We start from the raw sequence: 25,842 nt of genomic DNA, 5'->3' as shown, positions 1-25,842 counted from the left end.
AAACCCGGAAGCATACACAGGGCCGCATCAGGCAGCGTTAGCTGGTGCACTGCACCAAACTGTGGCTCATTAACGGATTTGTAAGCCTGGTATTGCAGGTGAAAGACGCAGCCCCTGCGCCGCGCCCCACGCACCCGCGGCACACACAACCGCCCCCACGAAAACAACGAGCCACAAATAAACTCCGCGAGGCCGATAGCGTTGCGGCAACACGGTGACGCTGAGTGCGACGAGCAACCCGAGGACGAGCGGCAACATCAACGTATTGATCACCTGCGCCGCGACGTTCAGGGAAACGAGATCGGGCGCGAGCCAGACCGCCCACGCACTGCCGGCAACGGCCAGCGCATACGCGCCATAAAACCAGGGCGCACGGTCGGGACGGTCCTCCAGCGACGCCCTGTACCCGAACACATCGCCAAGCCCCCATGCCAGCGCGAGAGAACTCACGATGGCCGCCACCAGCGCCGCGCCGAGCACGCCCACGCCAAACAGCAGGCGGCCTGCCAACGGCCCCGTAACGGCAACGAGCGCATTGCTGATTTCGCCAATGCTGTCGAGCGAGCGCGGCTCACCATGGGCCGACAACGTTGCGGCCGCAGCGACGAGCACCGCTGCCGTGAGCCATTGCGTGAGGACGGCACCGACTGCCGTCTCGACCCGCGCCGACGTGAAGTCCTTTTCCGTGAGGCTGTCCGCGACCGCCGCCTGCTGATAGAACACCATCCATGGATTGAACGTCGCGCCAATGAGCGCCGCGGCGAGATAACCGGCTTGCCGGCCGCCGGCTGCCAGGTGAGTCATCTGCGGGACCATGACCTGAAGCTGGTGGCGCGCACTCCATGCGACGGCGAAAAACGTGAGATCGAATGCGCCAATGGCAATGGCGATCCGGTCTACGCGCTTGTGCGAGCCCGTGAGCACAATGCCAGTCAACAGGATCACGGCGAGCGGCAGCGTGACGGAACGCGATACTCCATACATCTCCCCCACACCAGCGACGCCAGTAAACTCCGTGACGAGCGACCCCAGCACGGCGACGACCAGACCCGCTGCGGCCAGCGACGCCCAAACCGGGCCGAAGCGCGAGCGGATGAGTTCGCCATATCCGCGCCCGGTGAAAATGCCGAGACGTACGGTCAGTTCCTGGACCATGTAGAGCAACGGGACGAGCGCGAGCAGCACGGGCAAGAGCCGCAGCCCCGTTTGCGCGCCCGCCTGTGCGGCGGTCACGACGTTACCGGCGTCGCAGTCGGCCAGCATCACGAGAAGCCCAGGGCCCCATAGGGCGAGCCGGCGCAGTCCTCGCGAAACGGTTTCCTTGAGCGTCGGGAGACGGGTCATGCGTTCTGAAAGGATGCGCCTGTAGTATCTGTCGAGCGATTGTAGCGTGCGAGTCAAGACGCGCTGTCCCGAGGGACGTTGAATTTCATTTTCCTTACCTATGGCCTTTATATCAGCGCGTTCCGCCAATCACACGACAGACGTTCCGCCCGCCCTCATCCTCGGCGCCATAGGCGTGGTGTTCGGCGACATTGGAACCAGCCCGCTCTACACATTGCGCGAATGCCTGAAAGCCGCCGGCGGAATAAGCCAGGCCAACGTATTCGGTATCGTGTCGCTGATCCTCTGGTCGATCATCATCGTCGTGACGCTCAAGTACGTGAGCTTCGTGATGCGTGCGGACAATGACGGCGAAGGCGGCATTCTGGCGCTTACGGCGTTAGCCGCTCGCGTGGCGCCCGTGCGGCTGCGCACCGTGCTCCTGACACTCGGCGTTTTCGGCGCCGCGATGTTTTACGGCGACTCGATGATCACACCGGCGATTTCGGTCATCTCGGCAGTGGAAGGCGTCGAACTCGTGGACCCTCATTTGGCCACGTGGATCGTGCCCATTGCACTCGTTATCCTGACCGGCCTGTTCAAGCTCCAAAAGCACGGCACAGCCACGGTCGGAAAAGTTTTCGGACCGGTCATGATCGTATGGTTCTTGACCCTTGCCGTACTCGGTGTTTTTCATATCGCACACAACCCCGGCATATTGCGCGGCGCATTGCCCTCTTATGCATTGAGCTTCGTTGCGCACGCACCTGGTACGGCGTTCGTCGTACTCGGCTCCGTGTTCCTCGCCTTGACGGGTGGCGAAGCGCTCTATGCGGACATGGGGCACTTCGGCAAGACACCCATCCGGCTCGCGTGGCTGCTGCTCGTGCTGCCAAGCCTCATTCTCAACTACTTCGGCCAGGCCGCGCTCGTGCTCGCGACGCCTTCCGCGCTCACGCAGCCGTTCTTTTCCCTCGCGCCGGGCTGGGCACTGCTTCCGCTGGTGCTGCTGGCAACGGCGGCGACGATCATCGCGTCGCAGGCCGTCATTTCCGGCGCGTTTTCCATGACGAAGCAGGCCGTCCAGCTGGGCCTGCTGCCACGCATTCCGGTCATACATACGTCGACGCACGAAGTGGGTCAGGTCTACGTCCCGTTCATCAACATATCGCTCTATGCGGCGGTCGTATTCCTCGTGGTGTTCTTCCGGTCATCGGACAATCTCGCGGCCGCTTATGGCATTGCCGTTGCCTCGACGATGCTGCTGACAACGCTGCTCATGTACTTCATTACCCACTGCCTGTGGAACTGGAAGCCGGCCGCAACGGTGGCTGTGATCGGGCCGCTGGCCGTTGTGGATGCGGTATTCGTTGCGAGCAACGCGAGCAAGGTCCTCGATGGCGGATGGTTTCCGCTGCTGGCAGGCGGCGTGCTGTTCACCGTCATGACGACATGGCATCGCGGGCGGGAGTTGGTCGTCGAGCGTGTGAAAAGCGACAACCTGCCCTTACCGGCATTCATCCAGTCGCTGTGCGCGGGATCGCACCCGCCTCCCCGCGTGAACGGAACGGCTGTGTTTCCCGGCGGAGTGCCCGGCATGACGCCGAGCGCGTTCATGCACAATCTCAAGCATAACGGCGTGATGCACGACACCAATATCTTTCTGGCCGGCACGACCGAGAACGTTCCGCATGTGCCCGAAAGCGAGAAAGTCTCAGTGAGCGATCTCGGGCACGGATGCTACGCGGTTGCGGCGCGCCATGGCTTCATGGAAATGCCCAACGTCCCCGCACTCCTTCTGCTCGTGCAAAAACAGATACCTGCATGGCAGTACGAACCCGCGGCCACATCGTTCTTCCTCGCCCGCGACACGATCCTCGCAACCGCACAGAGCAAAGGCATGTCGTTATGGCGTGAAAAGCTGTTCGCGTTCATGGCGCGCAACGCGGCGCAAGCGGCCGAGTATTACAGCCTGCCCGCGAACCGGGTGGTCGAGATGGGCGGACAGATCAACCTATAAGGCACGTGATCGGGCGCATCGCTGGAGAAAGACAACGCATGACGAATGACGCCTGTCGGTGGCCATCCGGCGCGCGTCATTCGTTCGATTGCGTCATAGCCGCGCGCCGCTCTGTTCGAGCCGCGCTGTTGACGTCACTGTTGACGTCACGCAGCAGACGGGCCCGATGACCGGATGGCAATACGCCGGTGGTGGACGGCGAGCGCCGCCTCGCCGCCGCTCGTGGCGTGAAAGAGTCCAAGCTGTTCGAACTCCTCTTCCTGCAGCGGAGTGATGGCGATATCCGTGTAGGCGTAGCGATCCGGCGCCTTCATGACCTTCCTGAGGGTAGCCTCTGTCCTGAGGTAGAAGCGCAGATATCTTGTCAGCTTGACAGCGGTCTCACTCCAGTAGCGCGGATAGAAGCGCAACGGCGATTCGACCGGCAGCCCCCAACGGCGGTCACGGCGGTGTTTCATGCGCAGAGCGCCCCCTTCGAGCGGATGCACACCCTCGTGTTCGATCATCAGTCTGAACCAGGCGATGGTGCGCATGATCGTCTTCGGCCGGCCGTTCGGGATCTGCGCTGCCCGCTTGACGATCGTGCGGATGTGCTCGTACGAATAGAACGCACTCCACGCGCACCGATACGCTTCTTCCCATTCAGCGTCCGACATTTTCGGGTGGTGCGTGACCCGGTGGTTGGTGTCGTATTTGTTGATGTCCGGGTCCATCCACTCGCCGTTGCGAACCATCGTTTGATGATCTTCGGAGCCCGGAAGCGGAGTCAGCATGAAGAATTCGAGAATGTCGATTGGCAATTCACGCTTGATGATTTCGATGTCACGCAAGATCGATTCTTTCGTGTCCGCAGGGAATCCGATGATATAGCCGGCGTAAGTAATCGCGCCGTGGACGCGCCACTGCTGCAGCATGGCGCGGTATTCGGTGATCTTGTTCTGCCGCTTCTTCGCCGCGATCAGATTCTCGGGATTGATATTCTCCAGCCCGATGAACACGCGACGCACACCCGCGCGCGTTGCTTTCTCGATGAAACCTGGAATCTTGTGACAGAGCGTGTCGACCTGGATCGTGAAGCCGCAGTGAATGCCTTCCTTTTCCCGAAGTTCGATGACGCGGTCGAGAAGGATTTCCCAGTCGTGGTTGCGGGCGAAATTATCATCCGTGACGAAGAACCGGTCGATGCCCTGCTTCGCGTTCTCGCGGATGATCTTCTCGAGATCGTCAGGGGTGCGAAAGCGGCTCTTGTGGCCTTGCACGTTGATGATCGTACAAAACGAGCACTGATACGGGCAACCACGACCGAGGTCCACCGAGGTATAGGTCCCCGCCGTGCGTTCGATATGCTTGCGCGGCAAGAAGGGCTGGGGAGCGCCTTCGAGCGACGGTAAGTCGTTCATGAAATTATACAAAGGCTTCATTGCATCATTCCACGCGTCGAGAAGGACCTCGTCGAAACGCCGCTCCTCGGCCTCTCCAGCGAAGAGCGCCACGCCCATTGCTTGCGCTTGCGTAAGCTCAGCGGGCATGTCGGGCAGCATGGAGATGCAGCCAGAAACGTGGAAACCACCGATCGCAACCGGCAAGCCTGCATCACGGAACTGGCGGGCGAGGTCGAGTGCTCGCGGGTACTGGTTCGACTGGACACCGACCAGACCAATCAACGATCTCCCGCCTTTTGCCTTCAGGTCACGAATGATGCGCGCCGGCCACACCCGCTGGTTGGTTTCGTCGCATGTCTCGATGTCGAAATGGACGCCAGGGCCCAGCAGCGCTCGGTTTCGCGCGTCATCAGCAAGCGCATACATACACGCGAGTGTATTGGAAGGCATGACCGAGCGGAGCCACTGGATCGGGTAGCCGTCGTCGTCGTAATGGGTCGGCTTGATGAGGACAAGGGTGAATCGGCAGCTGTCAGAAGTCGAGTAGATCGCGTCCATGGTCTGCTCTGTAGCCCTGTCTGGAAGTCACAAAACCGTGAAGGTCGTCCGTCTTCAGAAAATCTGAGTCGGATCGCAAACTGGCAAACAGCACAACAACCCGCATCCTACCTGTCTGGCCGCCCTTTGTGTTTACAATTCCGCAGACGCGGGATTACGAGGATTGCGATCCTGTTGGGGCCGACAAGAACGACGACACGGCCGGCTACGCCATCAGCCCGCGCATGCACAAATGCATCGAGCATGTCTTCGGCTGGAGCACGACGCCGCCCGACATCCATTCGACACGAACCAAACCGACGCGGCGACTCTCTGGAAAGAGCGTGCCGCGCATCGCCTGGCCGCGCGAACACACTCGCGCAACTATGAATAGCTCAATTGCTTGTTTGTGGTGAGAGAACCGATCGGCAAGAATGCTCCTGCCAAATTTTGGTCAGGATCACGATATGTCGAACGCGCCCAGCCTTCAACCCGATTGCGCCACGCTCGTCGAAGCATACGACCGGCCTGGCATTCGCCAGTTTCATACGGTCTGCAACGGCTCGACGCGGTTTGCGGCACGGGCCGCCTGACCGAATCCGCGGCAGAGCGCGTGGGCGCATTGAACCCTTGCAGCCCATTCCGTAGCGAATGCCAACCACGATTCGAGGAGCACACATGAGCGCAGCACCGCGACGCCCTGGGCAATTGAGCCTCGGCGCCTTCCTGATGGAAACGGGCCACCATATCGCCGCGTGGCGCCATCCCGACGCACACGCAGCCGGCGGCCTCGATTTCGCGCACTACGCCGAACTGGCGCAAACGGCCGAGCGCGCCAAATTCGATGCGATCTTTTTCGCCGATAGCGTGAGCGTGCGCGACACCCATGTACCCTCGCTCTCGCGCACCGCGCGCGCCGATCATTTCGAGCCGATCACGCTGCTTTCCGCGCTTTCGGTCGTGACGAAACACATCGGGCTCATCGCCACGGTGTCGACTTCGTTCAACGAGCCCTACAACGTGGCCCGCAAATTCGCCTCGCTCGACTATCTGAGCGGCGGACGCTCGGGCTGGAATCTCGTGACTTCGAGCACCGAAACCGAAGCGCACAACTTCAGCCTCGACAAGCATCTCGATCACGCCGTGCGCTACGAGCGCGCGAAAGAGTTCTACGACGTGGTCTCCGGCCTTTGGGACAGTTGGGAAGACGACGCCTTTATCCGCGACAAGGCGAGCGGCATCTACTTCGACCCGCAGAAACTGCACACGCTCGACTATCGCGGCAAGCATTTCAAGGTGCGCGGACCGCTGAACGTCGCGCGTTCGCCGCAAGGCTGGCCGGTTGTGGTGCAAGCGGGCGCTTCCGAAGCCGGCAGGGAACTCGCGGCGCAGACCGCCGAAGTGATCTTCGTTGCGCATCAAACGCTAGATGAGGCGAAGCAGTTTTATCGCGACGTGAAGGGGCGGCTCGCGCGTTATGGGCGCCGCCCCGAACATCTCAAGATCATGCCGGGCATTTTCCCCGTGATCGGCCGCACGCAGGAAGAAGCGCAGGAGAAGTTCGATGCATTGCAGGCGCTCATCCATCCGAGCGTGGGACTTCAACTGCTCTCGAACATGTCGGGCGGTCTCGACCTCTCGCAGTACCCCGTGGATGGTCCCGTGCCCGACCTGCCGGAAACCAACGGCGGCAAGAGCCGTCAACGCTTGCTGCTCGACCTCGCGCGGCGTGACAACCTCACCATCCGCGATCTTTATCTGCGCATTGCGGGGGCGCGCGGGCATCAACAGGTGATCGGCACGCCACAAAGCATTGCCGATCAGCTTCAGCAATGGTACGAGGAGGAAGGCGCCGACGGCTTCAATATCATGTCGCCGTGGCTGCCGGGCGGCCTGAATGAATTCGCGCAGTACGTGGTGCCCGAATTGCAGCGGCGCGGACTCTTTCGCACCGAATATACGGGGCGCACCTTGCGCGAGCATCTTGGCTTGCCGCGCCCCGTTAACCGCTTCGCCACGCAACAGGAAGACGCGTTGCGCGTGGCGTCCTGATTGTGCTCATCGAAGCGCAGCGCCTGGGCGTTGCGCTTCGTGCAGCGTTCTTCTGAAACGCACTTTAGCTCTTTGCACAAGCCTATTTGCGCGTGCCAATCGGCCTGGCGACAGGCATGACATGACTCGGACTCGTGTGCGTTGTCGCTGGAGCCGCCGCAATCACTTTGCCATCGGTCAGCCAATGCCGCGCGACGGGCCACAGGCTGCGTTCGAATCGCGAGTGAAAAAATGCGAAGTGCCCGATGCTGCGCTCGCCAACTGAAGCGGGCGTGATGCGTAGATGCGTCGAGTCGCTATGCGTGAAGTATCGCAGCGTGCGTTCGATCGCCCGGACCGTGCCGAACGGGTCATCCGGGAAACTGACGGCAAGAATGGGCGCATGCAGACCGCCAAAACGGGCGACGATTTCGGCGCGCTCTTGCGACGTGCGCTCGAGCGATCCCTTACGAAGCGTATCTTCAAAGCGTGCGCGGCCCCGGCTCCAGATGTTCACAACGCCGCGCGGCGTGTCCTCCATCCATCCGAACCACGATGCGGGGAAATAGCCCTTCAGGCAGGTCAAAGCGGGCATGACGACGTGCCATTTCCAGAGCATTAGCGGCATGCTGCGCGGCGCGTAGTCGCGCCAATACGCGTATTGCGTGCCGACGGTGAAGACACGGCGCACAAGGTGATTCGAGGGCGCAAGCCCGATCAGGAAGCCGCCTATGCTATGGCCCACGACATCGACTGGCTGCCCGGGGAACGTGCTGCGCACGTAACGCAGCACCGCTTCGCAATCGCGTTCGCCCCACTCCAGCCAGCTTGCATCGAGCGTTGCGAGCGCAACGGGCTGTGAAGCACCAATGCCGCGGTAGTCGTAGACCAGCACGTCGAAGCCCTGCTGGTGCAGCCACGCACCGAAGCGGAAATAGTAATGGCAGCGCACCGACGTGGCCGAATTGACGATGACGACGGGACGCGACTCGTCGGCGCTCAGCCGCGCGTGGCGTCGCCACACATAAGCGCGGAGCACAAAGCCATCTGCGGCGGTGATGGCGACAGCGAGAGGACGTGTCTCGCCCGGATCGGCTGAATGCATGAACGTGCTCCATGAAGTAAGCGGAGCATCGATTTCACTTGACCTTGCGCGCCGGCTCAATCAATCTTTCAGCAGCTTTCGCATGAGGAATACGCATGTCAGTGCCGCTCGTGAAACTCCCTCCCCTCGACCTCATTCGCGGTTTCGTGGCGGTCGGCCGGCGCATGAGCATCACGCTCGCCGCCGACGACCTGTGCGTGACGCAATCCGCCGTGAGCCGCCAGATCGCTGCGCTCGAAGCAGCGCTGGGCGTGCGCCTCTTCAACCGTGGGTATCGTTCGATCTCGCTCACGCCGGAGGGCGAGCGCCTGCTGCGCGTTTCGGACAGCGCGGTACAGCAGATGCAGGAGATCGTCGGCGCGCTCGCCACGCCGCAAACACGCCAGCCGGTGACGATCACCGCCAGCATCGGGATTGCCGGCCTTTGGCTGCTACCGCGTATCGGCGAGTTGCAACGCCTGCTTCCCGAGATCGATCTGCGCATCGCGACGTCCGAGAAGGTGCTCGATCTGCGCGCCGAAGGCATCGATCTCGCGTTGCGCTACGCACCCGCGCGCATCGCGCCCGAGGCGTCGAGTCGCGCGGTGCATCTGTACGACGAATACGTGCTGCCGGTCGCGCATCCGTCGTTGAACGTCAAGAAGCTCGACGCGGCCACGCTCGCGCGCCACGTGCTGCTCGAGTTCGAAGGGGCGCGCCGCCCGATGCTTCGCTGGACGGACCACCTCGCCGCGCGCGGCCTCGACAGCGCACCGCTACGCGGCGTGCTGCGTTTCAACCAGTACGATCAGGTCATTCAGGCCGCCATTGCCGCCCGGGGCATCGCGCTCGGGCGGCTCGCGCTCGTTCAGCCGCTGCTTGCCGACGGCAGGCTCGCCGCCATCGGCAATGCGCGCGCCGTGGGCCCGACCGGCTACGCCTACTGGCTGCATCAGGCCGACGAAACCCCGCGCGACGACGTGCGCGCCGTCATCGACTGGATCGTCGAACAGGCTCGCCAAAGCCACATCGCATGAGTGCGCCGCATGCGAAGCGTGCGAAAAACTTGCTTGAGCCGGCTCGCCTTCCCGCGCTCTACTAGGCGCAACGCTGCGCAACAGCGAAGCGCCCAGTGCGAGGAGGCGAACGATGACCGGAATAAACGATGCATGGCGCCGCCGCTGGCTGCTCGTGATTGCAGGTGGCGTGGTGATGGGCGCGGCGCTGGGCGTGCGCAACGTGCAAGGGCTTTTTCTGATGCCCGTCACGCTAGATCGCGGCTGGTCGCGTGAGACGTTCGGCCTCGCGCTAGCGCTGCAAAACTTGCTGTGGGGCATTGCGCAGCCGCTCACCGGCATGATCTCCGACCGCTTCGGCTCCGCGCGTGTGATTTTCGCGGGCGCCCTGCTCTACGCGCTCGGCCTTGCGATGATGGCGCTGAGCGCAACGCCGGGCGTCTATACGTTCGGCGTGGGCGTGGTGCTCGGCGTTGCGTTGTCCGGAACGGCGTTCGGCGCGGTCTACGGCGCGCTTTCCCGGCTTTTCGCAGCCGATCAGCGCAGTTGGGCGCTGAGCGTAGCGGGCATGTTCGGCGGCCTTGGCCAGTTCTGCGTCGTGCCGCTCACACAAGGGATGATCGGCAGATTCGGCTGGGTCACGGCCATTCTCGTGCTTGCCGCCGTAATGCTCGCAAGCGCACCGCTCGCAGCATGGCTGCGCGATCGGCCGATGGCGCGCAGCGGCGCCGCCGATTCGCACGACACGCTGCGCCGCGCGATGAGAGAGGCGTTTGCGCACCGCGGTTTCTGGCTGCTCAATCTGGGCTTCTTGTCGTGTGGCTTCCAGCTCGCGTTCATCGGCGCGCACCTCCCCGCTTATTTGCTGGACAAAGGCATGAGCGCACGCGAAGCGAGCCTCGCGCTCGCACTGATCGCGCTCGCCAACACGGCGGGCACGTTTCTATGCGGCTACGCAGGCGGCTTTCTGCGCCGCAAATATCTGCTCTCGGGAATCTACTTCGCGCGCGCGGCTGTGATGGTGCTGTTCCTCGCCTTGCCACTCTCGCCTCTCACGCTTTATGTGTTTGCGTTCGCGATGGGCTTCATGTGGCTTGGCACCGTACCGCTGACGAGCGGGATCGTTTCGCAGATGTTCGGCGTGCGCTACATCTCGACGCTCTTCGGCTTCGTGTTTCTCGGGCATCAGATCGGCAGTTTCTTCGGCGTCTGGCTCGGCGGCGTGGTATTCGACGCGACACACAGCTACGACCTGCTTTGGCAAGGCTCGATTGCGCTCGGCATCCTGGCCGGCGTCATGCACTTGCCGATCGACGACGAGCGGGTCGTGCCTCGCGTCATGATCGCGGGTCAACCTTCGTGAGCGGCAGGTTGGTCATGCGCGCCATGGAGGTCATGCTGGCCGTTCCATTCGTAGCGCTAATTATCTGGTCGCTGGTCGAATATCTGTCACCTGAGACGATGCTTGCCTTGCTCACTGGCGCCACATTTTGCCGATGACGGGCGGCGGCGCGCGCATTACTTGATCATCTGAAGTATGTCGCGGAATCGCGGGTGCTGGCTCGAGCGCAACCACTCGAACGCGACCATCTCGACCGTCGCCACGTCCGCGCCCGCTTTATTCAGCCGTGTAATTGCCGCCTCTTTATCCACGATTTTGCGCGACCCCATCGCATCGATAGCGAGCGTGACCGATAGCCCGCCTTGCAGCAGACCAATCGCCGTTTGCAGCACACAGACATGCGCTTCGCATCCCGCAACGATGATTCGGGTTCGTCCTTTTGGTAATGCGTTTATCAATCCATCAGCTGTCGCGTCAAAATGGTGCTTTGCAACAGTCATTGTGCAAAGGTCCTTTATTTCCTTCGCATTCTCGCCGAGTGAGTCTGGATTTTGCTCTGTCCCGATAACGGGAACATCCAGCTCGCGGGCTATGCGACCGAGGCGAACGGCTTGAGCGACAACGGATGCGCTTTCGTGAATCGCTGGCATCAGTCTCGTTTGCAAGTCGATCAGAACTACGATCGATTCGGAATGGCTATGCAGCATTGCAAATCATTCTGGAAAATTGCGCTCCGCACAATGGCAGCTGTCAGGGATATTACTAAGTATGCGACAAATGGTCGCCGTGCGACTCTATATCCCAATGCCATTCCCTATGGAGCCAGGCATGCAAGCAGAGACGCTAAAGAAAGCAAGAGCCGCCACTTTTCTCACCCGGTCGGCGCTGTGTCTGATGCTGTTGCCAGTTGCCAGTCTTGTCTGGGCGCTCCAGGCGTATCCGCCACAAGAAGCGTGTTGGCTTTGCTTCTCGCTGGCAATCTATATCTGGCCTTTCGCCGGAGTCCTCTTTGTGATTTCAGCAGGATTCCATGTTGGCACTCACGGTCGCCAACTCGAAAAGGACGCCGGATTCCGCGAGGCGCATGGGCACTAACTAGCCCGCGCGCCGTCCCGCCGGACGGTTCGCTGTCGATGCTCGAATAGAAGCCCGCTGGAAACAGTGGGCTTTCGAGTTGCGGCTGCGCGTTTTTCCGGGACGGCGCGAACTCGCCATATTTCGGAATCCGGATCAGTTTCGGAGCGCCGGGTGGCGAGGCCAACGACCTGATTGCGTTGACTCAGAGCGCTTCGACGTTCTGACACTCGCGATCGCGCGCCGAGTGCGTTCGCGCTCACACAGCCATACCCAGGTCGGCAAAACTGGTGACGGTCGCCTCGCACGCTCGCGCAAGCCGCAAATCGTGGCTCGAAAAGAAGACTGCGCTCTTCCTGGCCAGATCCTTGAATAGATCGATGAGAACCGCGCGCGCGGCGGCGTCGAGCCCGTTGCCCGGTTCGTCCGCGATAACGACAGCGGGTTCGCCCAGTGTCGTCGCTGTCAGGAAGAACTTTTTGCGCGTGCCGAGCGACATCTGCTCGAAGCGCTTCTCCAGGTGCGGCGTGAGGCCAAAGCGGTCCGCGAGATCGAGCGTGCGCGCGTCGACGGCTGTCTTCTTAGTCGACGCCACGAGTTCCAGAAACGCGCGGCCGGTTTGAAACGGATACGCCATGCAGTCGTCGGGCACGTACGCCAGGGCGGATTTCGCCTCGAGCGGCGCGCTACGCAGCGAATGGCCGCCCAGCCAGACCTCCCCTTCGTCGGCGTCGATCACGCCGGCAAGGATGCCGAGCAAGGTGGACTTGCCGCTACCGTTTTCATCGCATAGCGCCACGCATCCCGCGCTGGAATCGTGATGCAGCCCCTGGAAGATAACGCGCTCGCCAAAGCGTTTGCTGAGGTTTTCGAATCGAAGCATGGTGGAATCAATCAAATAAGCGAATGCCAGACGCGCCAGGCACGCCAGACGGCAGCGACCCACATCGCGGCCAGCATGGTGCCGAGCAAAACGGATTGCCGGGCGGCGTAGCGTTGCGGGAAATACAGCAGGGCAAGCAGCGGCGCCGTCAACCCCAGGAGAGCCGCCGCAGGCCACAGCGGCAAAACACCGTGCGCGACCAGCAGCAGCGGCACCATGCATGCTAATGGCAGCGCCAGCGCGGCGACGGTCAGCATATCGGCACGCAGCCGCGCCGCTGCTGCAATAGGCAACGATCGTGTGAAGTGCTCTGCACGAAGGTGAGCCGCTCGCAAATCGCGATAGGTCGTCGCAGCGACCAGCGCAATCGCGGCCTGTGAAATCACTGTCAGGGGTACCGCGCGGGCGTCGAAATTCCAGAGTCGAAGCAGGAAGCAGGTGGAGGCCGTAACCGCACCCATCACCAGATAGCGCGCGAAGACACCTGCGCCGCGATCCCAAACAATACCGGCTTGCAGCCTGGTCACGGGCGAAAGCCGCTGGCCGAGATTGACGCGTACGCAACTCATGACGCGTCGAGAGAGCGCGCAAGACCACATGGGCCACGGAGTCGAAGCAGCCGGCGTACGGACGATCACGAACGCCGCGAGCAGCAAGGGCAAGACCAGCAGCGCCTGCTTTGTCGTTTCGCCCGCCTCCAACGCGCCGACGAGGATGATATTGGCGACGACCAACAGCGCCGCGTGACGAGCGCTGCGCGAGAGCACCGTCAGTTGCCATCCCAGCGTAATTAGAAGCAGATCGAGAACGAACAGGTAGTTCGCGGCCTTCTGCGGCAGAAAGGCCAGCGCGACCGTGGCGCCGAGCACGGGCAGAAGCAGCGGCGTACTCGCGACGAGCACGACGGCGATGTCGACGGCGCGGCGGTGGAAATTGGGTGTGGGCAACGAAGCGAAGAAAGTGGCGAACGTCCCGCCTGTGATGGCGGCACGTTGCGCAAGCACCCACAACATACCCGCCGCTTCGAGCATGTGCACCCAGACGAACCGCCATTCCATGCCATGCGAGGGCGCGAGAGCCGCGAGTACCGGCGCGCCCAGAATCTGGCTCTGGGCAAACACGGGCATTGCCGGCAGCAACAACAGGACTGAGAGCGACAGCGCCTGCCAATGTCTGCGCAACATGCGCGATGTCGCGAGGGCATACCACCGCAGTCGGCAAGACAACATCATGTTTCCAACGTCCCTTTTTCGACTTCCCTTAATTCTCTTGATTCCGTTAATTCCATTAGGGCAGTCGCGAAACCGTGAACTGGACAGACCCGTTATCGTGCCACGTCGGCTGCGATGCAACAACCGCGCCAACGCTTAACTTTCATTTTTATTTCATTGCCAGAATGGCCTCGGCGCTGACATATACTCGTCGTGCCGCACCAGCAAGCGCCTCGACGCATTGAGTCTGGTGCGCCCCTTCAATCTGGCGCAATAGTGATTTTGTGATCTGCAATGAGCGATGGTGTGGAGTACAAGCGGCTCGCCGGCCTTCCGGGACTCGTTCTCGGCGCTGGGCGTTTCAAGGCGTTCCGTTTCGACCGGCACTATCACCTTGACTATCACGTCGGGCTCGTAACCGAAGGGATTCAGCGCCAATGCGTGAACGCAGGCGCGGTCTTGCTCGGGCCAGGTCGCATTTCCTTGATGCCACCCGGCGAGGTCCATGATGGCGCCGGGGAATGCGGCAACGCTTATACGCTGAAGACATTCAGACTGTCCCGAGACCTGCTGCAAGGTGTCGCGACCGAGCTGACGGACTCGGCTCGCGAGCCCGAGCTGAAAAGCATGATGATCGAGGATCCGACGCTGGCCGCGCAATTACTGCAGCTTCACGATGCGATGCAGTTGTCGCCCGACGCTTCGTCGCTGTCTTTACAGTCGGAATGGCTTTCACTGCTGTATTGCCTGTTCAACCGGTCCGGCGCGATCGGGCCGACGGCCGCTAAAGGGACGCTCTCTCCAATGCATTGGCAGCGGCTCAATGACTATTGCCTGTCCCATCTGGCCGAGAAGATCACCCTCGACGAATTGGCCGCCTTGTGTGGTCTGGGGCGTTTTCATTTTTTGCGGCGATTCAAGCAGACCGTAGGCATGACGCCTCATGCGTGGCTGCTTCGTTTGCGCCTGGAACAGGCTTGCGCCTTGTTGGCAGCGGGCAAACGAACCATTGCCGAAGTCGCCCACGGCGTCGGGTTTTACGACCAAAGCCATTTCAACAGGGCGTTCCGGCAAGCCTTTGGCGTGGCCCCGTCCGCTTACTGAGTCGACGCGCGAGTGCTCACTCTGCGCGTCAATTTTTTACAAGCCAGTCTCGCCCTGCCTCTATAGCATCAGCAGAAGTCCGTTCGGCATCTGGTGTTCCGAACGCAAACCTGGAAGCCCGCCACAATGAAACTGCACTTCGAGACCCCTTTGATGGAATCGCGCGCCTTGAGCGTTCCCGGTGAACAATCCGTGTGGCTCAAGCTCGACGCGTTGCAACCGTGTGGATCATTCAAGATCCGGGGCATCGGCCACGCGTGCGCCGTTCATCGAAGCCGTGGCGCGCAGCGTTTCGTTTCGTCCTCCGGGGGCAATGCGGGTCTTGCCGTTGCTTATGCGGGTCGACGTCTGGGCATTCCTGTTGCCGTAGTGGTACCGCAAACGACAACGGAGCGCGCGAAGGAACTGCTCCGCCTGGAGGGCGCCGAGGTCGTGGTGCACGGCAGTTCCTGGCAAGAGGCGAACCAGTTTGCACAGACGCTGCTCGGAGCAACCGACGCGTTCCTGCATCCCTTCGACGATCCGCTGTTATGGCACGGCCATGCCTCGATGATCGATGAGGTTGCCCAAGCCCGCTTCAAGCCGGACGCCGTGTTGCTTTCCGTGGGCGGCGGCGGGCTGCTTTCCGGCGTCGTAGAGGGCCTGCAGCGCAATCATTGGCACGATGTGCCCGTGTTGGCTGTCGAAACCGAAGGCGCCGCTTCGTTCCATGCCGCGCTCGAAGCCGGACATACGGTGGAGCTACCGTGTATCTCGAGCATTGCCACGTCGCTCGGCGCCAAGCGGGTGTGCGAACAGGCGTTACATTGCGCACGCGTGCACCCTGTACACAGCCTCGTCGTGTCGGACTTCAGCGCACTCGCTGCGTGCGAGCGCTTTCTTGCTGATCACCGCATTCTGGTCGAGCCGGCTTGCGGCGCGGCACTCTCCGTCGCTTACGACAGGCATCCGGCGTTGGCCAGTTACAAGAAGATTCTGGTTGTCGTATGCGGCGGCGCGACGGCTACCATCGATCAGATTCGTGCATGGGCAGGCAAGGCAGAGCGCCGATGACCTTGTGCATGTAACGGCGGAAACGATAAAATCCTGTCCGCCGAAAATAGAGTCGCAGGTTGGTATCTCCTGCGCCCAGTGATTGGGTTCTAGATATGCCGCGGCGTCAACCTTACTTTCATCAAGTTGAGGGGACGCGCTGAGGAGAAGACGCTGCGCCCCCTCCAGACGAGGAGTCTGCCCAGATGCGCAGCAACACCAATGAGCCGTCAAACGTGGAAGGAGCGCTGTTCAGCGGATTGACCTTCGACCGCGAAGCGCTGACCCGCCTGCTTCGAGAATGCGGCGACGGTCCGACGTTCGAGCACTGCAATTTCAGCGGCGAAGATCTTTCCAGTCTTGATCTGCGAGCCGCCCGCTTCTCTCAGTGCAACTTCGAGCACGCCCTCATGGAGCACTGCGAACTCACAAGAACCCGCTGGCTGGCGTGCAAGTGCGCTGCCGCAAGGTTTCGCTACGCGAATGTGAGTGACGCGCGCTTTTGCCGGAGCGATCTCAACAATACCGACTGGACAGGCTCGAAACTCGCGTCGGCGGCGTTCACTGAGGTCAAGCTCACAGGCGCCCGCTTTGTCGACGCCCGTACACTGGGGCTCAGCCTCCACGATTCCCTGCTCGTTGGCGCAGATCTGCGGGGGCTCTCGTTTCGCAAGCAAACACTCGAGGCGTTGAATTTCTCCGATGCGGATCTGTCCGACTGCGACTTTCGCGACACTGTTTTCGAAGGCGGCAGCTTGCGCAACGCGCAACTGCGAAACAGCCGCTTCGACGGCGCGGATCTACGCTCTGTAGACCTAAGTGGTTTGCGTCTCTCCGACGTGCTGCAACATCTTAAAGGCACGATCCTCTCCGTCGATCAAGCCGTCATGCTGATCGGCGACTGCGGAGTGCGGGTGATGTAAGGCAGCGAAGGCCGGCACCCGCCGGCCGTTTATCACCAGTGCCAGTGCAACGCCTGGCAGGCACCTCCATTGCGCCGAAAGCAAGCGTGCCAGCCAGTGCGCAACTCGCGGCATCACCATTCGCATTTTGATTTCGATTCAAGAAAAGTGACGCGCCGCACACTATTTCTACACAGATTTCTCGTAGATATGTCAACGCCAATTTCGTCATTTCATCTGCGTTTTGCGCTGCAGATTAGTTCATATGGTTGATTTGTAATCGAAATGTAACGCAATAATTTCTTACCATACACGCCACTGTAGAGGCGCGCCGCGCGCCTATAGTTGGATGTAACTTCGTTTGCGGCCTGAGACCCAAGCGTAGCGCTATACATCAAACGAATAACGTCCCCGCGTTTGCACGAGGCATGCAGATTTTCCACGCACTCCAGAGGGTACAGCGCTTGCATCACAAACGAAGCGCGTTGTCGTGAACGCCGATTGCCAGACATTTGCATGAGCGGGGGCTCTTCTATGTCGAACCGACACGAGACGTCTCCTGCCGAGACGGGCGAGGCCCTGGTGCTGGTGGGCGCTGCTTTCGCCGTGCTTGGCGGCTGGCTCGTCGCAATGGGTTCCACGCCCTACTACGTCGTCACCGGACTCGCACTGATCGGCTCGGGCACCCTGATGGTCCGAAGCCGATCGGCGGGACTCTGGAGCCTCTTCTTTACGCTTGTCGCCGCACTCGTGTGGTCTATCATCGAAGTCGGGCACGACGGCTGGAAGCCCATGCCGCGTCTGCTATTGCTCGCATTGCTCGGCATCTGGTTCTACCTCAACATCGTCGTTGGCCATTCGGCAGTCGCACGACCCGTGCGCGTTGTGGCCGGCGTCGCCGCGATCGTCTACGCGCTCACGATCGCGGGCATGTTCTCGCCCAAAGTCCCCATTTCGGTGGCGCAGCATCTTCGCTACGGACCGCTGTCCCCTCCCCACAGCAGCGGCGCGTCATCCGATCAGAACAACTAGCGCGGCCCCATCAATCGATGCAAACGATTTGAGAATTGATTTCGATTCAACCTGCGCACGCATGATGCAAATTCACCGGCTTCGTCAGAAGAGTGCGGAACACCGGTTGCTTGAACGCAGGCTCGGAATTCAGTGAGGTAAGCCATCGTGCTCATACAATTTCCAGATGAAGATGCCTACTACTATGCGAGCGGCACGGTCCGGTATCGCGCCCTCGTCGACGGCGCAATAGTCACGTGTGAAATATCTCCGGAGGCGCTTGAAGAATATTTTCGTGCGCGCTCGGGTCGCGCCGGCCTGCTGGCTGCCTTCGCAACATATAGAAAGGAGATCGAATCAATCACAAGACAAATTCTTCCGCATCGTCTGTCTGCTGGACGCTGCCAGCTGTTCCTGCGCGACTGCCTCCAAAAGCCGGGAATGACCGAAGTAGACATCAGCCGCAACAGGGGTATCGTAGAAACTGTCCGACACGACGATACGCCAGGCACACGCGCGCGCATGCCCGCGGTCAGGTACGTTCGCGAAGCGGGAGGTGCGCCAAGGTAAGAGCGCGCTTCACAACGAAAGGTCAGTGACCGCGAAAGCCGCTGAATCCTTGACGCACTGCAGTGCGATCGAAGGTGCGCAACACGGACGGTTGAAGCTGCATCGCAGCAACTCACTGCTACGAACTGCCTTCACCGCGTGCTGGCCAGAAAAATACAACGAAGAACGCCTTGCGTATGTGGCGCGGAGGCGGTTGAGGATTCTGTTCGAGACCGCCTTTCTCACGAATTCATCTGCGGGATGGCCACAATAATGAACAGCTTCGATACCGTCATTCTGGGAGCCCTCACCCAACTCCAGTTTTCTCCCCAGGTCAATCATGCAATCGTCGTCATTGCCGACCTCTATACCTTCAAGGGTTACCTGCTGATTCCGCTGCTGTGGTGGATCTGGGTCCAGCCGAACGAGCGGCGCGGCTGGCGCCGTGAGATCGTGCTCGCCACGTTGGCGAGCGCCCTGATCGCACTCGCGGCGGGACGCCTGCTGGCGCGCTGCCTGCCGTTCAGGGAGCGGCCGCTATTCACGCCGGAGCTCCATCTGCATTTCGCCTCGTCGCCGGTGCAGTTCGCCGGGCTGATGAACTGGAGTTCCTTTCCGAGCGATCACGCCATGCTCTGGATGGCGGTAGCCACGGGCATCTTCATCGTGTGGCGGGGCATTGGCATGCTGGCGTTTTTGGCCGTCGCGGTATTCGTGTGCTTTCCGCGCGCGTATCTGGGTTATCACTACCCGACTGATCTGATCGCCGGCGCCCTGATCGGCATCGTCATTACCTGGATCATGACGCGCAGAGCCGTGCGCAGGCGCACGGTCAAACCCGCGATGCGCTACATCATGCGTTATCCCGGTCCTGCTGTGGCGCTCGGATTTATGCTTTGTTTCGAGCTGGTCACGCAGTTCGACGATCTTCTGCGGCTTGCCCATTCGGTACTTCATACCGCGAGCTGACGGATTCAGGCTTTGTTCGGACTGCCATGTTCTTAATACAAATCGGACGAGGGAAGATCACACACTCGCACATCAATCATTTCGCGCGTGCGTTGTGATCTGTACAAAATCAGCAGCGATATGCCCCGCGCCATAACGCGCTTCCATCTTCTTGAGCTGCTGCTCAACCGCCGCAAGGTAGGCCGAGCGAGACTCGGAAGCAGGACGCAGCCCGTCGAACAACGGCGCGGGCGTGATCAACAAAACGATCATCTCCGTGCCGAATGGCTTGTCCACGAGCCAGTACCCCGACCCACCGACCTTGGCCGAGAACCCGGGCGGTGCCTGGTTGTCGCGCTCGACATTGCTGGGAACCAGATGCACGACACTGCCGTCGAGCGCGAAGTAATCCACGTTGACGTATGAGTCGTAATGCGGCGTGGTGATATCGACGATGAGCGGCATGCCCTGCGTAAGGTGCGCGTCGAGCGGCTGGGTATGGATCGACGCCCCGCCGCCGGCCAGATGATTGGCGCGCCAATACGGCGCGAATGCGCTCACGACTTCGCAGTTGTGGTTCTCCACCGCGGTCACATCGAGTTTCGCAGCCTGCCCGCCTGGCGTTTGCGCGAGCGCGTCATGCAGGTGCGCCATGTTCTCGCCGGCATTGGCAAAGCCACGCACCTGGATCGCTTGCCCGGGCAGCGACGCAGCAAGCGCGGAGCACGGAATGCGTGCAAGCGTCGCGTTCAACGCGGCGACCGAAGCGGCGTCGGCCACCGGGGCGCTCGACGCGGGAGAGGCAGCGGCTGCAACCGCGCTCACGGCAGGCACGCTAGCGGCCACAGCCGCAGGCGCGGCAGCAAGCACCGGCGAGGCAGCCGCTTCCGCAACCGGCTTTGTTGCGCTAGCGGGAGTGCTGGTGACGCTGGTGGAGATAGCGGCCACGGAGGATTTGGCACCCGTTTGCTCGTGTCCGGAAAGCACGCGGTACCCGGCCCACAACCCCGCAGCGACCACGATGGCCCCCACGCCAACGGCGCCAGCCCGGGCGGCGGGGAACGCGTGCGCATGCGCGAGCACGCCCATGCCCTCGAGAAACTGATTGACGCTCGCGGTGCGTGACGCGCGGTCAAACGAAAGCGCTGCGCTCAGCGTGCGCCATTGACCGCGATCGAGCGCCGGCGGCCGCTCGGCGCGCATCTTCTCGCTGCGTGCCTGGGTAGCCGATTTCCGGTTGAATGGATGCTTGCCCGTCAACAGTTCATAGGTCACGCAGGCGAGCGCATAGATATCGTCGCGCGGGTCGGGCTCGCGATGCTCGAACATTTCCGGGCTCGCATAGGCGGGCGTGATGCCGCCAAGCGTCGCGGGATCGAATACGGTAACGTCGGGATCTTCTTCGGGACGCTGGAATACGCGCGCAATGCCGAAGTCGATCACTTTGACATCGCCGCCATCGGTGAGGAAAACGTTGGCGGGCTTGAAGTCGCAATGCACGAAGCCGCGCTCATGCGCATAAGCGAGCGCCTGCCCCATGCCGGCAATGATCGGCCGCGCCTTATCGAACGACATGCCCGCGAAACCCGGCGCGCGCAACAGCTTGCTGAGCGGCTTGCCGGACAGATATTCCATCGTGAGGTACACGAGCGGACCGTCACGGTCGAAGTCGTACACCGTGACGATATTGCGGTGCGCGAGCGTCTGCGCCTTGCGGGCCTCGCGTTGCAGTGCGATCAGCGAAGTCGGCTGGCCGCGAAACTGCACGTTCAGCACCTTGATCGCGATATAAGGTTTGCGGTCCGAAGCTTCGAGCTTGCGTAAATCGAGCGCCTTGTAGACGGTGCCCATGCCGCCCACGCCCAGGCACTCTTCGAGCACGAAGCGCCCGTTGAGCGTGTCGCCAATGCCCTTCACGTGCTCGGAGTCGTCGCCCGTCGTGGCAGAACGCGCAGCAGCGAGGGCTTCGTGAATGCGCGTGGAGTCGTCCACCGGCCCGGTGTTTTCCTGGCGATGTTCGATGCGGCGCAGGACCTCGGCATACACGGCGTCGGGCAGCGGATGGACGGTCTGCGTCGCGTCCACCGCTTCGCGCAGACGAGCACAATTGGCCGCGTCGACCGCGAGCACGTGGTCGATCTCGGCGAAGAACGCGTCGCGTGAAAGCGCCCCGCTCTGGAATGTCTGGATCAGCTGCGCAAGGCTCATCATTCGTATGCCTTCAACTCAGCTTCAGGATGGCCGAGGCGCTTTTCGTCACCGGTTCGCGGCGCACGATTGCGCCGCATCCGGCTGCATGCCCCGATCTCGTTCGAGCCCGCTGCAACGTGGTCTCGTCATCCTTAAAGCATACAGAGTCGCCGCCAATTCTGCGCTCACTGTGATCTCAGAAGGCGCGCGCCCGTCACCCTACAACAAGGTCTGATGAAAGATTAGTCTGCTGCCGCACGCAGTGCAATCGGTGCCTGAACCAGGCCTTGGGCTCACGCGTGTTGCTCCGAATCCAACGGCCTCGCCGCGCGCTGTTGGGCGCGCGCCATCAGCGTTTTCGCGCGTGAGCGCCGCGGCAGGCCCCGCATACGCGCGGCAGCCAGGCGCCGAGCCCCGCCACACAAGGGGTTGAGCAGCAAATGCGTTGGCGGCGACGTCGCTGGCACAGCCTGTGCATTAAGAGGAGCGAGCCCGCAAGATACTGCAGCTCAATCGCCAACTACCCTGTTTAGCCCTTCTGGAGAACTATCATGAGCAAGCTGATGATCGCCGACCTGAGCGTCGCGCAAGAACTCGACCGCAGCGAAATGAGCGCCGTGCGCGGCGGTGGCGGCCTGAGCCTCTGGCCCGGTTACTACCCGTCGATGCCGACCTTCAAGTATGACTCGACCAACTTCACCGCCGAACAGGTCATCGGTCAGACGAACAGCATCGTGAACAACGTGGGCAACGACGTCGCCTTCGCGTCGAACATCCACGCGACGGTCAACCCGGTGCAGAACGCGCACAACACGATCAACTTCTGATCGTCCTGGCAGCGGCGCGGCCACACCCTGCTGCACTTCGTGTGTCGCGCCCGCCTCGATGCGTCCGCCCCACTCATCGTCAACTGGAGGCTCATCATGACTTCTCTCGTTATCCGCGAGCTGGCTCCCGGCACGGAACTCGACCGCCGCGCCATGACAGCCGTACGCGGCGGCAACAGCGCGTTCGGCAGCTATGGCCCGATCGCCAATATCAACGTGTCGCCCAACATCGTGCAGAACATCTCGCAGGTTCAGGTGGTCGACGTCGCTGCGCTCAACAACATCGGATACATCGGCGCGGGTTTCGGGCCGCTGAATCTGAAGGTCAATCCTGCGCAATACGCGAGCACCGGCGTGCTGTTTTGACCGTTGCCGCGAAGCGAAAAGGCAGACGGCGCCGCGAGGCGCCGCCTGCTTGTTTACGTGCGTGCGCCGCGCACCACCGCCTATACTCAAACGAAACCCATCAAACCCAAGTCGATCTCGTGGAGCGGACCGTGAGCACTATCGTCATCAAGGACCTTCCGGAAAGCGTGGAACTGGACAGGCAGGCAATGGCTGCGATCATGGGCGGCGCGCGCGCCGCCTCGCAGCGCACGCTACTCGTGCCACGACCGTTCATCGGCGTGCGTGTGGAGATCGAGGGCTCACCCGCGCAGCGCGCGCAGACAACCGTCGCCACGGCGCGGCCGCGCCCCACATTGCTGCGTTGAAATCACGCAGCGTGCGCGGACATGGCCGGACGCGCGCTGGCAGGCGGAAATACGCACCACGTGCCATCGTCGTGACGGAAGAAGAAGATTGCAATCGTGCGCGCAGGGTGCACCGCTTCTACGCAGACATAGCGCAGCCGTTGCTCCTGTGTGCGGCTAAAGCGCACGACGCGGGCCGGAACACGCGCACTGGGTGCGAGCCACTTGTCGACGAGGGTGCGCAGCGAGGTGTCGGCGGAATTCATGATGGTCTCCGAAGCAAGTGGCGAAGCGCGGCGTTTCAGCGTCGGCGGGAAATGGTGTTCACGCCGCCTGCGCGGCGTATGTGCCGTGGGCTTGCAGGCGGCGTGCGTGAACCAGCGCGCGAACCACGCGCAAGCCGGCAAGCGGATGAGCAATGCAGGTGCGGACCTGTTCGCTGCGGCCCTTACCGTCCACGCACCAGGTGCAGAAGTGTTCGCAGTTGTTGCTGAGCAGGCGGTAGCGGTCTTCGCCCAAACGCGAGCGCGCACGCGCCACGGCTTCACGGCCCACGAAGGCCGCGCACGGATGCGCGACGATGGCGACTTCGCAGCCAGCCGCGAAACGCTCGAGCGAGACCTCTTCGATCGGACCGCGATGCAGCGATACGCACAACCCGGCGTAGTGGACAACGCGCCCAGCGCCGACGTAGATGCCGTGGTGCGTGTAGCCCGCGCGGCGCGACACGAGATGCGCGCCGAGCGGCGGTTCCTCGGTGTGCGACGTCGTTTGAAGTTCGGGGTTCATGGCTGCATCCGTCTGGCTGGTTGCTGGCTTTCCGCGCTGTTCAACGGTCTGCCGGTTGCCAACTATCCTGCATCAGACATGCCAGGCGAGCGATCACGGTTCTATCAGGCCTGGCGGGAAGGCGTGCGTGACGGGTGCCCCGGTGTGTCGGCAACACACCAACTTGAGCGCATCGATTGTGTCGGCGCCGAACCATCAGCTTGCTGCCAGATTGGCTCACTCAGAGCGATTGCTTATGTGTCGGTGTCCTGATGACAACGGGAAACCTGCGTGTTGGCGCACGCACGACCATTGCCGCGCAAACCGACAAGGCAACGGTGCGCGTAATACGCGCCGCGCTAGCGCAACGTCATATGGGACAAGCTTCAGCGGACCTGGGCGCGCGAGCGCCGCGTTTCGCCAAAAAATGGCATGCTGCTTGCGAGGTATGGCCGGAACGCCGCGTGCCTGCGGCCATCATCTTGACGGAGACTTGTCATGACCTCGCTCGCCATCACCGACCTTCACCTGCAATGCGATCTCGACCGCAAGGCGATGTCGTTCATCCGGGGTGCAGGCGCACCGTGGGTGTTCGGCTGGATCCAGCCCTACGAGCCCGCGCAGCCCTCCCAGCTCGGATCGATCATCAATCTGTACCAGACCAACAACACGTTCTACGCGAATCAGGTCATCAATCAGTACCAGACGCTCGACGTGACCAATTCCGCGTCCAATTCGAACGTGACGGTAGGCGTGGGCCAGAACGGCAAGAATAACGGACTCGTCGTGTAGCCTATGGAGGCTCGATCGTGGCAGGCGCATTGTTATGGAGCTCGGCATCGCGCACAGACGTAGGACGTGTGCGGGCGCTCAACGAGGATGCATGTCTCGATCTGCCCCAGAAGGGGCTTTGGGCGGTGGCCGACGGCATGGGCGGGCACACGGCCGGAGACTTTGCCAGCGGCATGATCGTGCGCTCGCTCGGCGGCCTGGCTGTCCCCAACACGCTCACGAGCTTCATGGCCACCGCGCGCGGCACGCTGCAGACGGTGAACCACCAGCTGCGCGAAGAGGCGGCGCGGCGCGCGGTTCGCATGATCGGCAGCACGGTTGCCGTGCTGATGGCGAGGGGGCGCGAATTCGGCTGGCTATGGGCGGGCGACAGCCGCATCTATCTGTACCGCGATGCGCAGCTCGAACCGCTCACGACTGACCATAGTTACGTGGCGGAGCTTCAGGCGCAGGGGCATTTGAGCGCCGAAGCAGCGCGCCACCATCCATCGCAGCATCTGATAACACGGGCCGTCGGTGCGGCAGACTGGCTCGATCTGGACGAAGGCCGCATCGTCGTGCGCGACGGAGACCTCTTTTTGCTATGCAGCGACGGGCTGAGCAATGAAGTTCAGGGCCCTGAGCTGGTGCGTGCGCTCGAGGGCGGCGACTGCCAGCAGGCAACTGAAATGCTCGTGGAGATGGCCTTGCAGGCCGGCGGGCGCGATAACATCAGCGCGGTCGTCGTGAGGGTGGAGGATCCGGTTGGGTCGGATCGCACGCTCGTGAATCCTGCTGTGGGGCGCTGAGTGCGTGGGTGTTGTTGTTTCTGGTTTCTTTGGCGTTTCCTTGTGTTCGTGTCGGTGTGCCAGCGTTGCCCCTGTGCGGGGCGGCACCTACTTTTCTTTGCAGCGGCAAAGAAAAGTAGGCAAAAGAAAGCCGCTCAAACCGCCAATGCCTGCCACCGTTCACATCGCGCCACGACAGGTGAATGGCTCCGGAGCGTCTGTCACCTCGCACCATTCCCGTTAGTGACAAAGGGCTCATTCATCCCGCTGCTCGCTACGCGCGCAGCGGTCGGGTCTGCAAGGGAAACCGCGGGGCAGTGTCATGCCTTGGCGAAAACTCACGCGCCCCAACGGTGT

Annotated in this window: 26 protein-coding genes; 17 read left to right on the top strand and 9 right to left on the bottom strand. The window is 61.9% G+C overall.

All coding sequences use genetic code 11. From position 1 onward, the window contains the following. Nucleotides 1-69 precede the first annotated feature (69 nt). Entirely contained in the window at nt 70-1,344 is a 1,275-nt protein-coding gene (locus tag U5A65_RS05125) for an NRAMP family divalent metal transporter (protein WP_321934793.1), read from the bottom strand. Nucleotides 1,345-1,444: 100 nt separating this feature from the next. On the opposite strand from U5A65_RS05125, the gene U5A65_RS05120 reads away from it, so the two are divergent. Then, a complete protein-coding gene (locus U5A65_RS05120; RefSeq protein ID WP_321945650.1) occupies nt 1,445-3,343 on the top strand; it encodes a potassium transporter Kup in 1,899 nt (632 codons plus the stop codon). Nucleotides 3,344-3,489: 146 nt separating this feature from the next. On the opposite strand, the gene U5A65_RS05115 is transcribed toward U5A65_RS05120, so the two are convergent. Continuing rightward, nucleotides 3,490-5,283, bottom strand: a complete 1,794-nt coding sequence (locus U5A65_RS05115) for a radical SAM protein (protein WP_321945649.1) — start codon at nt 5,281-5,283, stop codon at nt 3,490-3,492. A gap of 446 nt (nt 5,284-5,729) precedes the next feature. Between U5A65_RS05115 and U5A65_RS05110 the strand changes: the two genes are divergently transcribed. Both U5A65_RS05110 and U5A65_RS05105 read left to right on the top strand, forming a co-directional pair. Next, on the top strand, nt 5,730-5,855 hold the full coding sequence (locus U5A65_RS05110) for a hypothetical protein (RefSeq protein ID WP_321911823.1): 126 nt from the start codon (nt 5,730-5,732) through the stop codon (nt 5,853-5,855). A gap of 85 nt (nt 5,856-5,940) precedes the next feature. Next, entirely contained in the window at nt 5,941-7,314 is a 1,374-nt protein-coding gene (locus U5A65_RS05105) for an LLM class flavin-dependent oxidoreductase (RefSeq protein WP_321934790.1), read from the top strand. An 82-nt stretch (nt 7,315-7,396) separates the two neighbouring features. On the opposite strand, the gene U5A65_RS05100 is transcribed toward U5A65_RS05105, so the two are convergent. Then, complete coding sequence (locus tag U5A65_RS05100) at nt 7,397-8,398, bottom strand: alpha/beta fold hydrolase (RefSeq protein ID WP_321934789.1); 1,002 nt, start codon at nt 8,396-8,398, stop codon at nt 7,397-7,399. A 95-nt stretch (nt 8,399-8,493) separates the two neighbouring features. Here U5A65_RS05100 and U5A65_RS05095 point away from each other — a divergent pair, with 95 nt between their 5' ends. Together U5A65_RS05095 and U5A65_RS05090 are read left to right on the top strand one after the other, a co-directional pair. After that, entirely contained in the window at nt 8,494-9,414 is a 921-nt protein-coding gene (locus U5A65_RS05095; RefSeq protein ID WP_321945648.1) for a LysR substrate-binding domain-containing protein, read from the top strand. Nucleotides 9,415-9,526: 112 nt separating this feature from the next. Further along, the gene (locus U5A65_RS05090) at nt 9,527-10,756 is read left to right on the top strand and encodes an MFS transporter (protein ID WP_321934787.1); all 1,230 of its coding nucleotides are present in this window, start codon (nt 9,527-9,529) and stop codon (nt 10,754-10,756) included. A 155-nt stretch (nt 10,757-10,911) separates the two neighbouring features. Here U5A65_RS05090 and U5A65_RS05085 read toward each other — a convergent pair whose 3' ends face one another. Next, complete coding sequence (locus U5A65_RS05085; protein ID WP_321934786.1) at nt 10,912-11,442, bottom strand: isochorismatase family protein; 531 nt, start codon at nt 11,440-11,442, stop codon at nt 10,912-10,914. Nucleotides 11,443-11,563: 121 nt separating this feature from the next. On the opposite strand from U5A65_RS05085, the gene U5A65_RS05080 reads away from it, so the two are divergent. Continuing rightward, nucleotides 11,564-11,830, top strand: coding sequence for a hypothetical protein (locus tag U5A65_RS05080; protein WP_321945647.1), 267 nt, complete (start codon nt 11,564-11,566; stop codon nt 11,828-11,830). 238 nt (nt 11,831-12,068) lie between these two features. Here U5A65_RS05080 and U5A65_RS05075 read toward each other — a convergent pair whose 3' ends face one another. Further along, entirely contained in the window at nt 12,069-12,692 is a 624-nt protein-coding gene (locus tag U5A65_RS05075) for an ABC transporter ATP-binding protein (protein ID WP_321945646.1), read from the bottom strand. A gap of 11 nt (nt 12,693-12,703) precedes the next feature. Next, a complete protein-coding gene (locus tag U5A65_RS05070; protein ID WP_321945892.1) occupies nt 12,704-13,921 on the bottom strand; it encodes a DUF6136 family protein in 1,218 nt (405 codons plus the stop codon). A gap of 276 nt (nt 13,922-14,197) precedes the next feature. Here U5A65_RS05070 and U5A65_RS05065 point away from each other — a divergent pair, with 276 nt between their 5' ends. From U5A65_RS05065 to U5A65_RS05045, 6 genes are all read left to right on the top strand, one after another. After that, the gene (locus tag U5A65_RS05065; protein ID WP_321911837.1) at nt 14,198-15,007 is read left to right on the top strand and encodes an AraC family transcriptional regulator; all 810 of its coding nucleotides are present in this window, start codon (nt 14,198-14,200) and stop codon (nt 15,005-15,007) included. Between the two features lie 126 nt (nt 15,008-15,133). Beyond that, nucleotides 15,134-16,060: a pyridoxal-phosphate dependent enzyme gene (locus U5A65_RS05060; RefSeq protein ID WP_321945645.1), complete on the top strand. Its 927-nt coding sequence runs from the start codon at nt 15,134-15,136 to the stop codon at nt 16,058-16,060. Nucleotides 16,061-16,245: 185 nt separating this feature from the next. After that, nucleotides 16,246-16,962, top strand: coding sequence for a pentapeptide repeat-containing protein (locus U5A65_RS05055; RefSeq protein WP_321945644.1), 717 nt, complete (start codon nt 16,246-16,248; stop codon nt 16,960-16,962). Nucleotides 16,963-17,475: 513 nt separating this feature from the next. Then, nucleotides 17,476-17,973, top strand: coding sequence for a hypothetical protein (locus U5A65_RS05050; protein ID WP_321911840.1), 498 nt, complete (start codon nt 17,476-17,478; stop codon nt 17,971-17,973). Between the two features lie 147 nt (nt 17,974-18,120). Further along, nucleotides 18,121-18,522 carry a DUF1488 family protein gene (locus U5A65_RS40925; protein WP_415764167.1) on the top strand — a complete coding sequence of 134 codons (402 nt, stop codon included), beginning with the start codon at nt 18,121-18,123 and terminating at the stop codon, nt 18,520-18,522. Between the two features lie 252 nt (nt 18,523-18,774). Next, nucleotides 18,775-19,470 carry a phosphatase PAP2 family protein gene (locus U5A65_RS05045; protein WP_321912246.1) on the top strand — a complete coding sequence of 232 codons (696 nt, stop codon included), beginning with the start codon at nt 18,775-18,777 and terminating at the stop codon, nt 19,468-19,470. Between the two features lie 72 nt (nt 19,471-19,542). On the opposite strand, the gene U5A65_RS05040 is transcribed toward U5A65_RS05045, so the two are convergent. After that, nucleotides 19,543-21,660, bottom strand: coding sequence for a serine/threonine protein kinase (locus U5A65_RS05040; protein WP_321934782.1), 2,118 nt, complete (start codon nt 21,658-21,660; stop codon nt 19,543-19,545). A 530-nt stretch (nt 21,661-22,190) separates the two neighbouring features. Between U5A65_RS05040 and U5A65_RS05035 the strand changes: the two genes are divergently transcribed. The 3 genes from U5A65_RS05035 to U5A65_RS05025 all read left to right on the top strand — a co-directional run bounded on the left by U5A65_RS05035 (nt 22,191) and on the right by U5A65_RS05025 (nt 23,179). Further along, entirely contained in the window at nt 22,191-22,466 is a 276-nt protein-coding gene (locus U5A65_RS05035) for a hypothetical protein (protein WP_233887843.1), read from the top strand. Nucleotides 22,467-22,562: 96 nt separating this feature from the next. Further along, nucleotides 22,563-22,832, top strand: coding sequence for a hypothetical protein (locus U5A65_RS05030; RefSeq protein ID WP_321911846.1), 270 nt, complete (start codon nt 22,563-22,565; stop codon nt 22,830-22,832). Between the two features lie 131 nt (nt 22,833-22,963). Next, on the top strand, nt 22,964-23,179 hold the full coding sequence (locus tag U5A65_RS05025; RefSeq protein ID WP_321911848.1) for a hypothetical protein: 216 nt from the start codon (nt 22,964-22,966) through the stop codon (nt 23,177-23,179). A 2-nt stretch (nt 23,180-23,181) separates the two neighbouring features. Here U5A65_RS05025 and U5A65_RS05020 read toward each other — a convergent pair whose 3' ends face one another. Next, the gene (locus U5A65_RS05020; RefSeq protein WP_321911850.1) at nt 23,182-23,424 is read right to left on the bottom strand and encodes a hypothetical protein; all 243 of its coding nucleotides are present in this window, start codon (nt 23,422-23,424) and stop codon (nt 23,182-23,184) included. Between the two features lie 58 nt (nt 23,425-23,482). Then, nucleotides 23,483-23,947 (bottom strand): lecithin retinol acyltransferase family protein, encoded by a 465-nt coding sequence (locus U5A65_RS05015; protein WP_321911852.1) that lies wholly within the window; start codon nt 23,945-23,947, stop codon nt 23,483-23,485. Between the two features lie 477 nt (nt 23,948-24,424). On the opposite strand from U5A65_RS05015, the gene U5A65_RS05010 reads away from it, so the two are divergent. Both U5A65_RS05010 and U5A65_RS05005 read left to right on the top strand, forming a co-directional pair. Beyond that, nucleotides 24,425-24,718 (top strand): hypothetical protein, encoded by a 294-nt coding sequence (locus tag U5A65_RS05010; RefSeq protein ID WP_321911853.1) that lies wholly within the window; start codon nt 24,425-24,427, stop codon nt 24,716-24,718. Nucleotides 24,719-24,735: 17 nt separating this feature from the next. Next, on the top strand, nt 24,736-25,506 hold the full coding sequence (locus U5A65_RS05005; protein WP_321945643.1) for a PP2C family protein-serine/threonine phosphatase: 771 nt from the start codon (nt 24,736-24,738) through the stop codon (nt 25,504-25,506). The last annotated feature ends 336 nt before the right edge of the window (nt 25,507-25,842 follow it).

The sequence above is a fragment of the Paraburkholderia sp. J10-1 genome (genome assembly GCF_905220165.1).
Taxonomy (GTDB): Bacteria; Pseudomonadota; Gammaproteobacteria; order Burkholderiales; family Burkholderiaceae; genus Paraburkholderia.
This window is presented reverse-complemented; position numbering and strand designations above follow the sequence as displayed.

Excerpts from the sequence above, each read along its gene's own strand:
- U5A65_RS05120 (WP_321945650.1), top strand. The coding sequence starts at position 1,445 with ATGGCCTTTATATCAGCGCGTTCCGCCAATCACACGACAGACGTTCCG.
- U5A65_RS05020 (WP_321911850.1), bottom strand. The coding sequence starts at position 23,424 with ATGAATTCCGCCGACACCTCGCTGCGCACCCTCGTCGACAAGTGGCTC.
- U5A65_RS05105 (WP_321934790.1), top strand. The coding sequence starts at position 5,941 with ATGAGCGCAGCACCGCGACGCCCTGGGCAATTGAGCCTCGGCGCCTTC.
- U5A65_RS05010 (WP_321911853.1), top strand. The coding sequence starts at position 24,425 with ATGACCTCGCTCGCCATCACCGACCTTCACCTGCAATGCGATCTCGAC.
- U5A65_RS05095 (WP_321945648.1), top strand. The coding sequence starts at position 8,494 with ATGTCAGTGCCGCTCGTGAAACTCCCTCCCCTCGACCTCATTCGCGGT.
- U5A65_RS05080 (WP_321945647.1), top strand. The coding sequence starts at position 11,564 with ATGCAAGCAGAGACGCTAAAGAAAGCAAGAGCCGCCACTTTTCTCACC.
- U5A65_RS05045 (WP_321912246.1), top strand. The coding sequence starts at position 18,775 with ATGAACAGCTTCGATACCGTCATTCTGGGAGCCCTCACCCAACTCCAG.
- U5A65_RS05100 (WP_321934789.1), bottom strand. The coding sequence starts at position 8,398 with ATGCATTCAGCCGATCCGGGCGAGACACGTCCTCTCGCTGTCGCCATC.
- U5A65_RS05065 (WP_321911837.1), top strand. The coding sequence starts at position 14,198 with ATGAGCGATGGTGTGGAGTACAAGCGGCTCGCCGGCCTTCCGGGACTC.
- U5A65_RS05035 (WP_233887843.1), top strand. The coding sequence starts at position 22,191 with ATGAGCAAGCTGATGATCGCCGACCTGAGCGTCGCGCAAGAACTCGAC.
- U5A65_RS05070 (WP_321945892.1), bottom strand. The coding sequence starts at position 13,921 with ATGTTGTCTTGCCGACTGCGGTGGTATGCCCTCGCGACATCGCGCATG.
- U5A65_RS05040 (WP_321934782.1), bottom strand. The coding sequence starts at position 21,660 with ATGATGAGCCTTGCGCAGCTGATCCAGACATTCCAGAGCGGGGCGCTT.
- U5A65_RS05085 (WP_321934786.1), bottom strand. The coding sequence starts at position 11,442 with ATGCTGCATAGCCATTCCGAATCGATCGTAGTTCTGATCGACTTGCAA.
- U5A65_RS05110 (WP_321911823.1), top strand. The coding sequence starts at position 5,730 with ATGTCGAACGCGCCCAGCCTTCAACCCGATTGCGCCACGCTCGTCGAA.
- U5A65_RS05050 (WP_321911840.1), top strand. The coding sequence starts at position 17,476 with ATGTCGAACCGACACGAGACGTCTCCTGCCGAGACGGGCGAGGCCCTG.
- U5A65_RS05075 (WP_321945646.1), bottom strand. The coding sequence starts at position 12,692 with ATGCTTCGATTCGAAAACCTCAGCAAACGCTTTGGCGAGCGCGTTATC.
- U5A65_RS05015 (WP_321911852.1), bottom strand. The coding sequence starts at position 23,947 with ATGAACCCCGAACTTCAAACGACGTCGCACACCGAGGAACCGCCGCTC.
- U5A65_RS05115 (WP_321945649.1), bottom strand. The coding sequence starts at position 5,283 with ATGGACGCGATCTACTCGACTTCTGACAGCTGCCGATTCACCCTTGTC.
- U5A65_RS05055 (WP_321945644.1), top strand. The coding sequence starts at position 16,246 with ATGCGCAGCAACACCAATGAGCCGTCAAACGTGGAAGGAGCGCTGTTC.
- U5A65_RS05125 (WP_321934793.1), bottom strand. The coding sequence starts at position 1,344 with ATGACCCGTCTCCCGACGCTCAAGGAAACCGTTTCGCGAGGACTGCGC.
- U5A65_RS05090 (WP_321934787.1), top strand. The coding sequence starts at position 9,527 with ATGACCGGAATAAACGATGCATGGCGCCGCCGCTGGCTGCTCGTGATT.
- U5A65_RS05030 (WP_321911846.1), top strand. The coding sequence starts at position 22,563 with ATGACTTCTCTCGTTATCCGCGAGCTGGCTCCCGGCACGGAACTCGAC.
- U5A65_RS05060 (WP_321945645.1), top strand. The coding sequence starts at position 15,134 with ATGAAACTGCACTTCGAGACCCCTTTGATGGAATCGCGCGCCTTGAGC.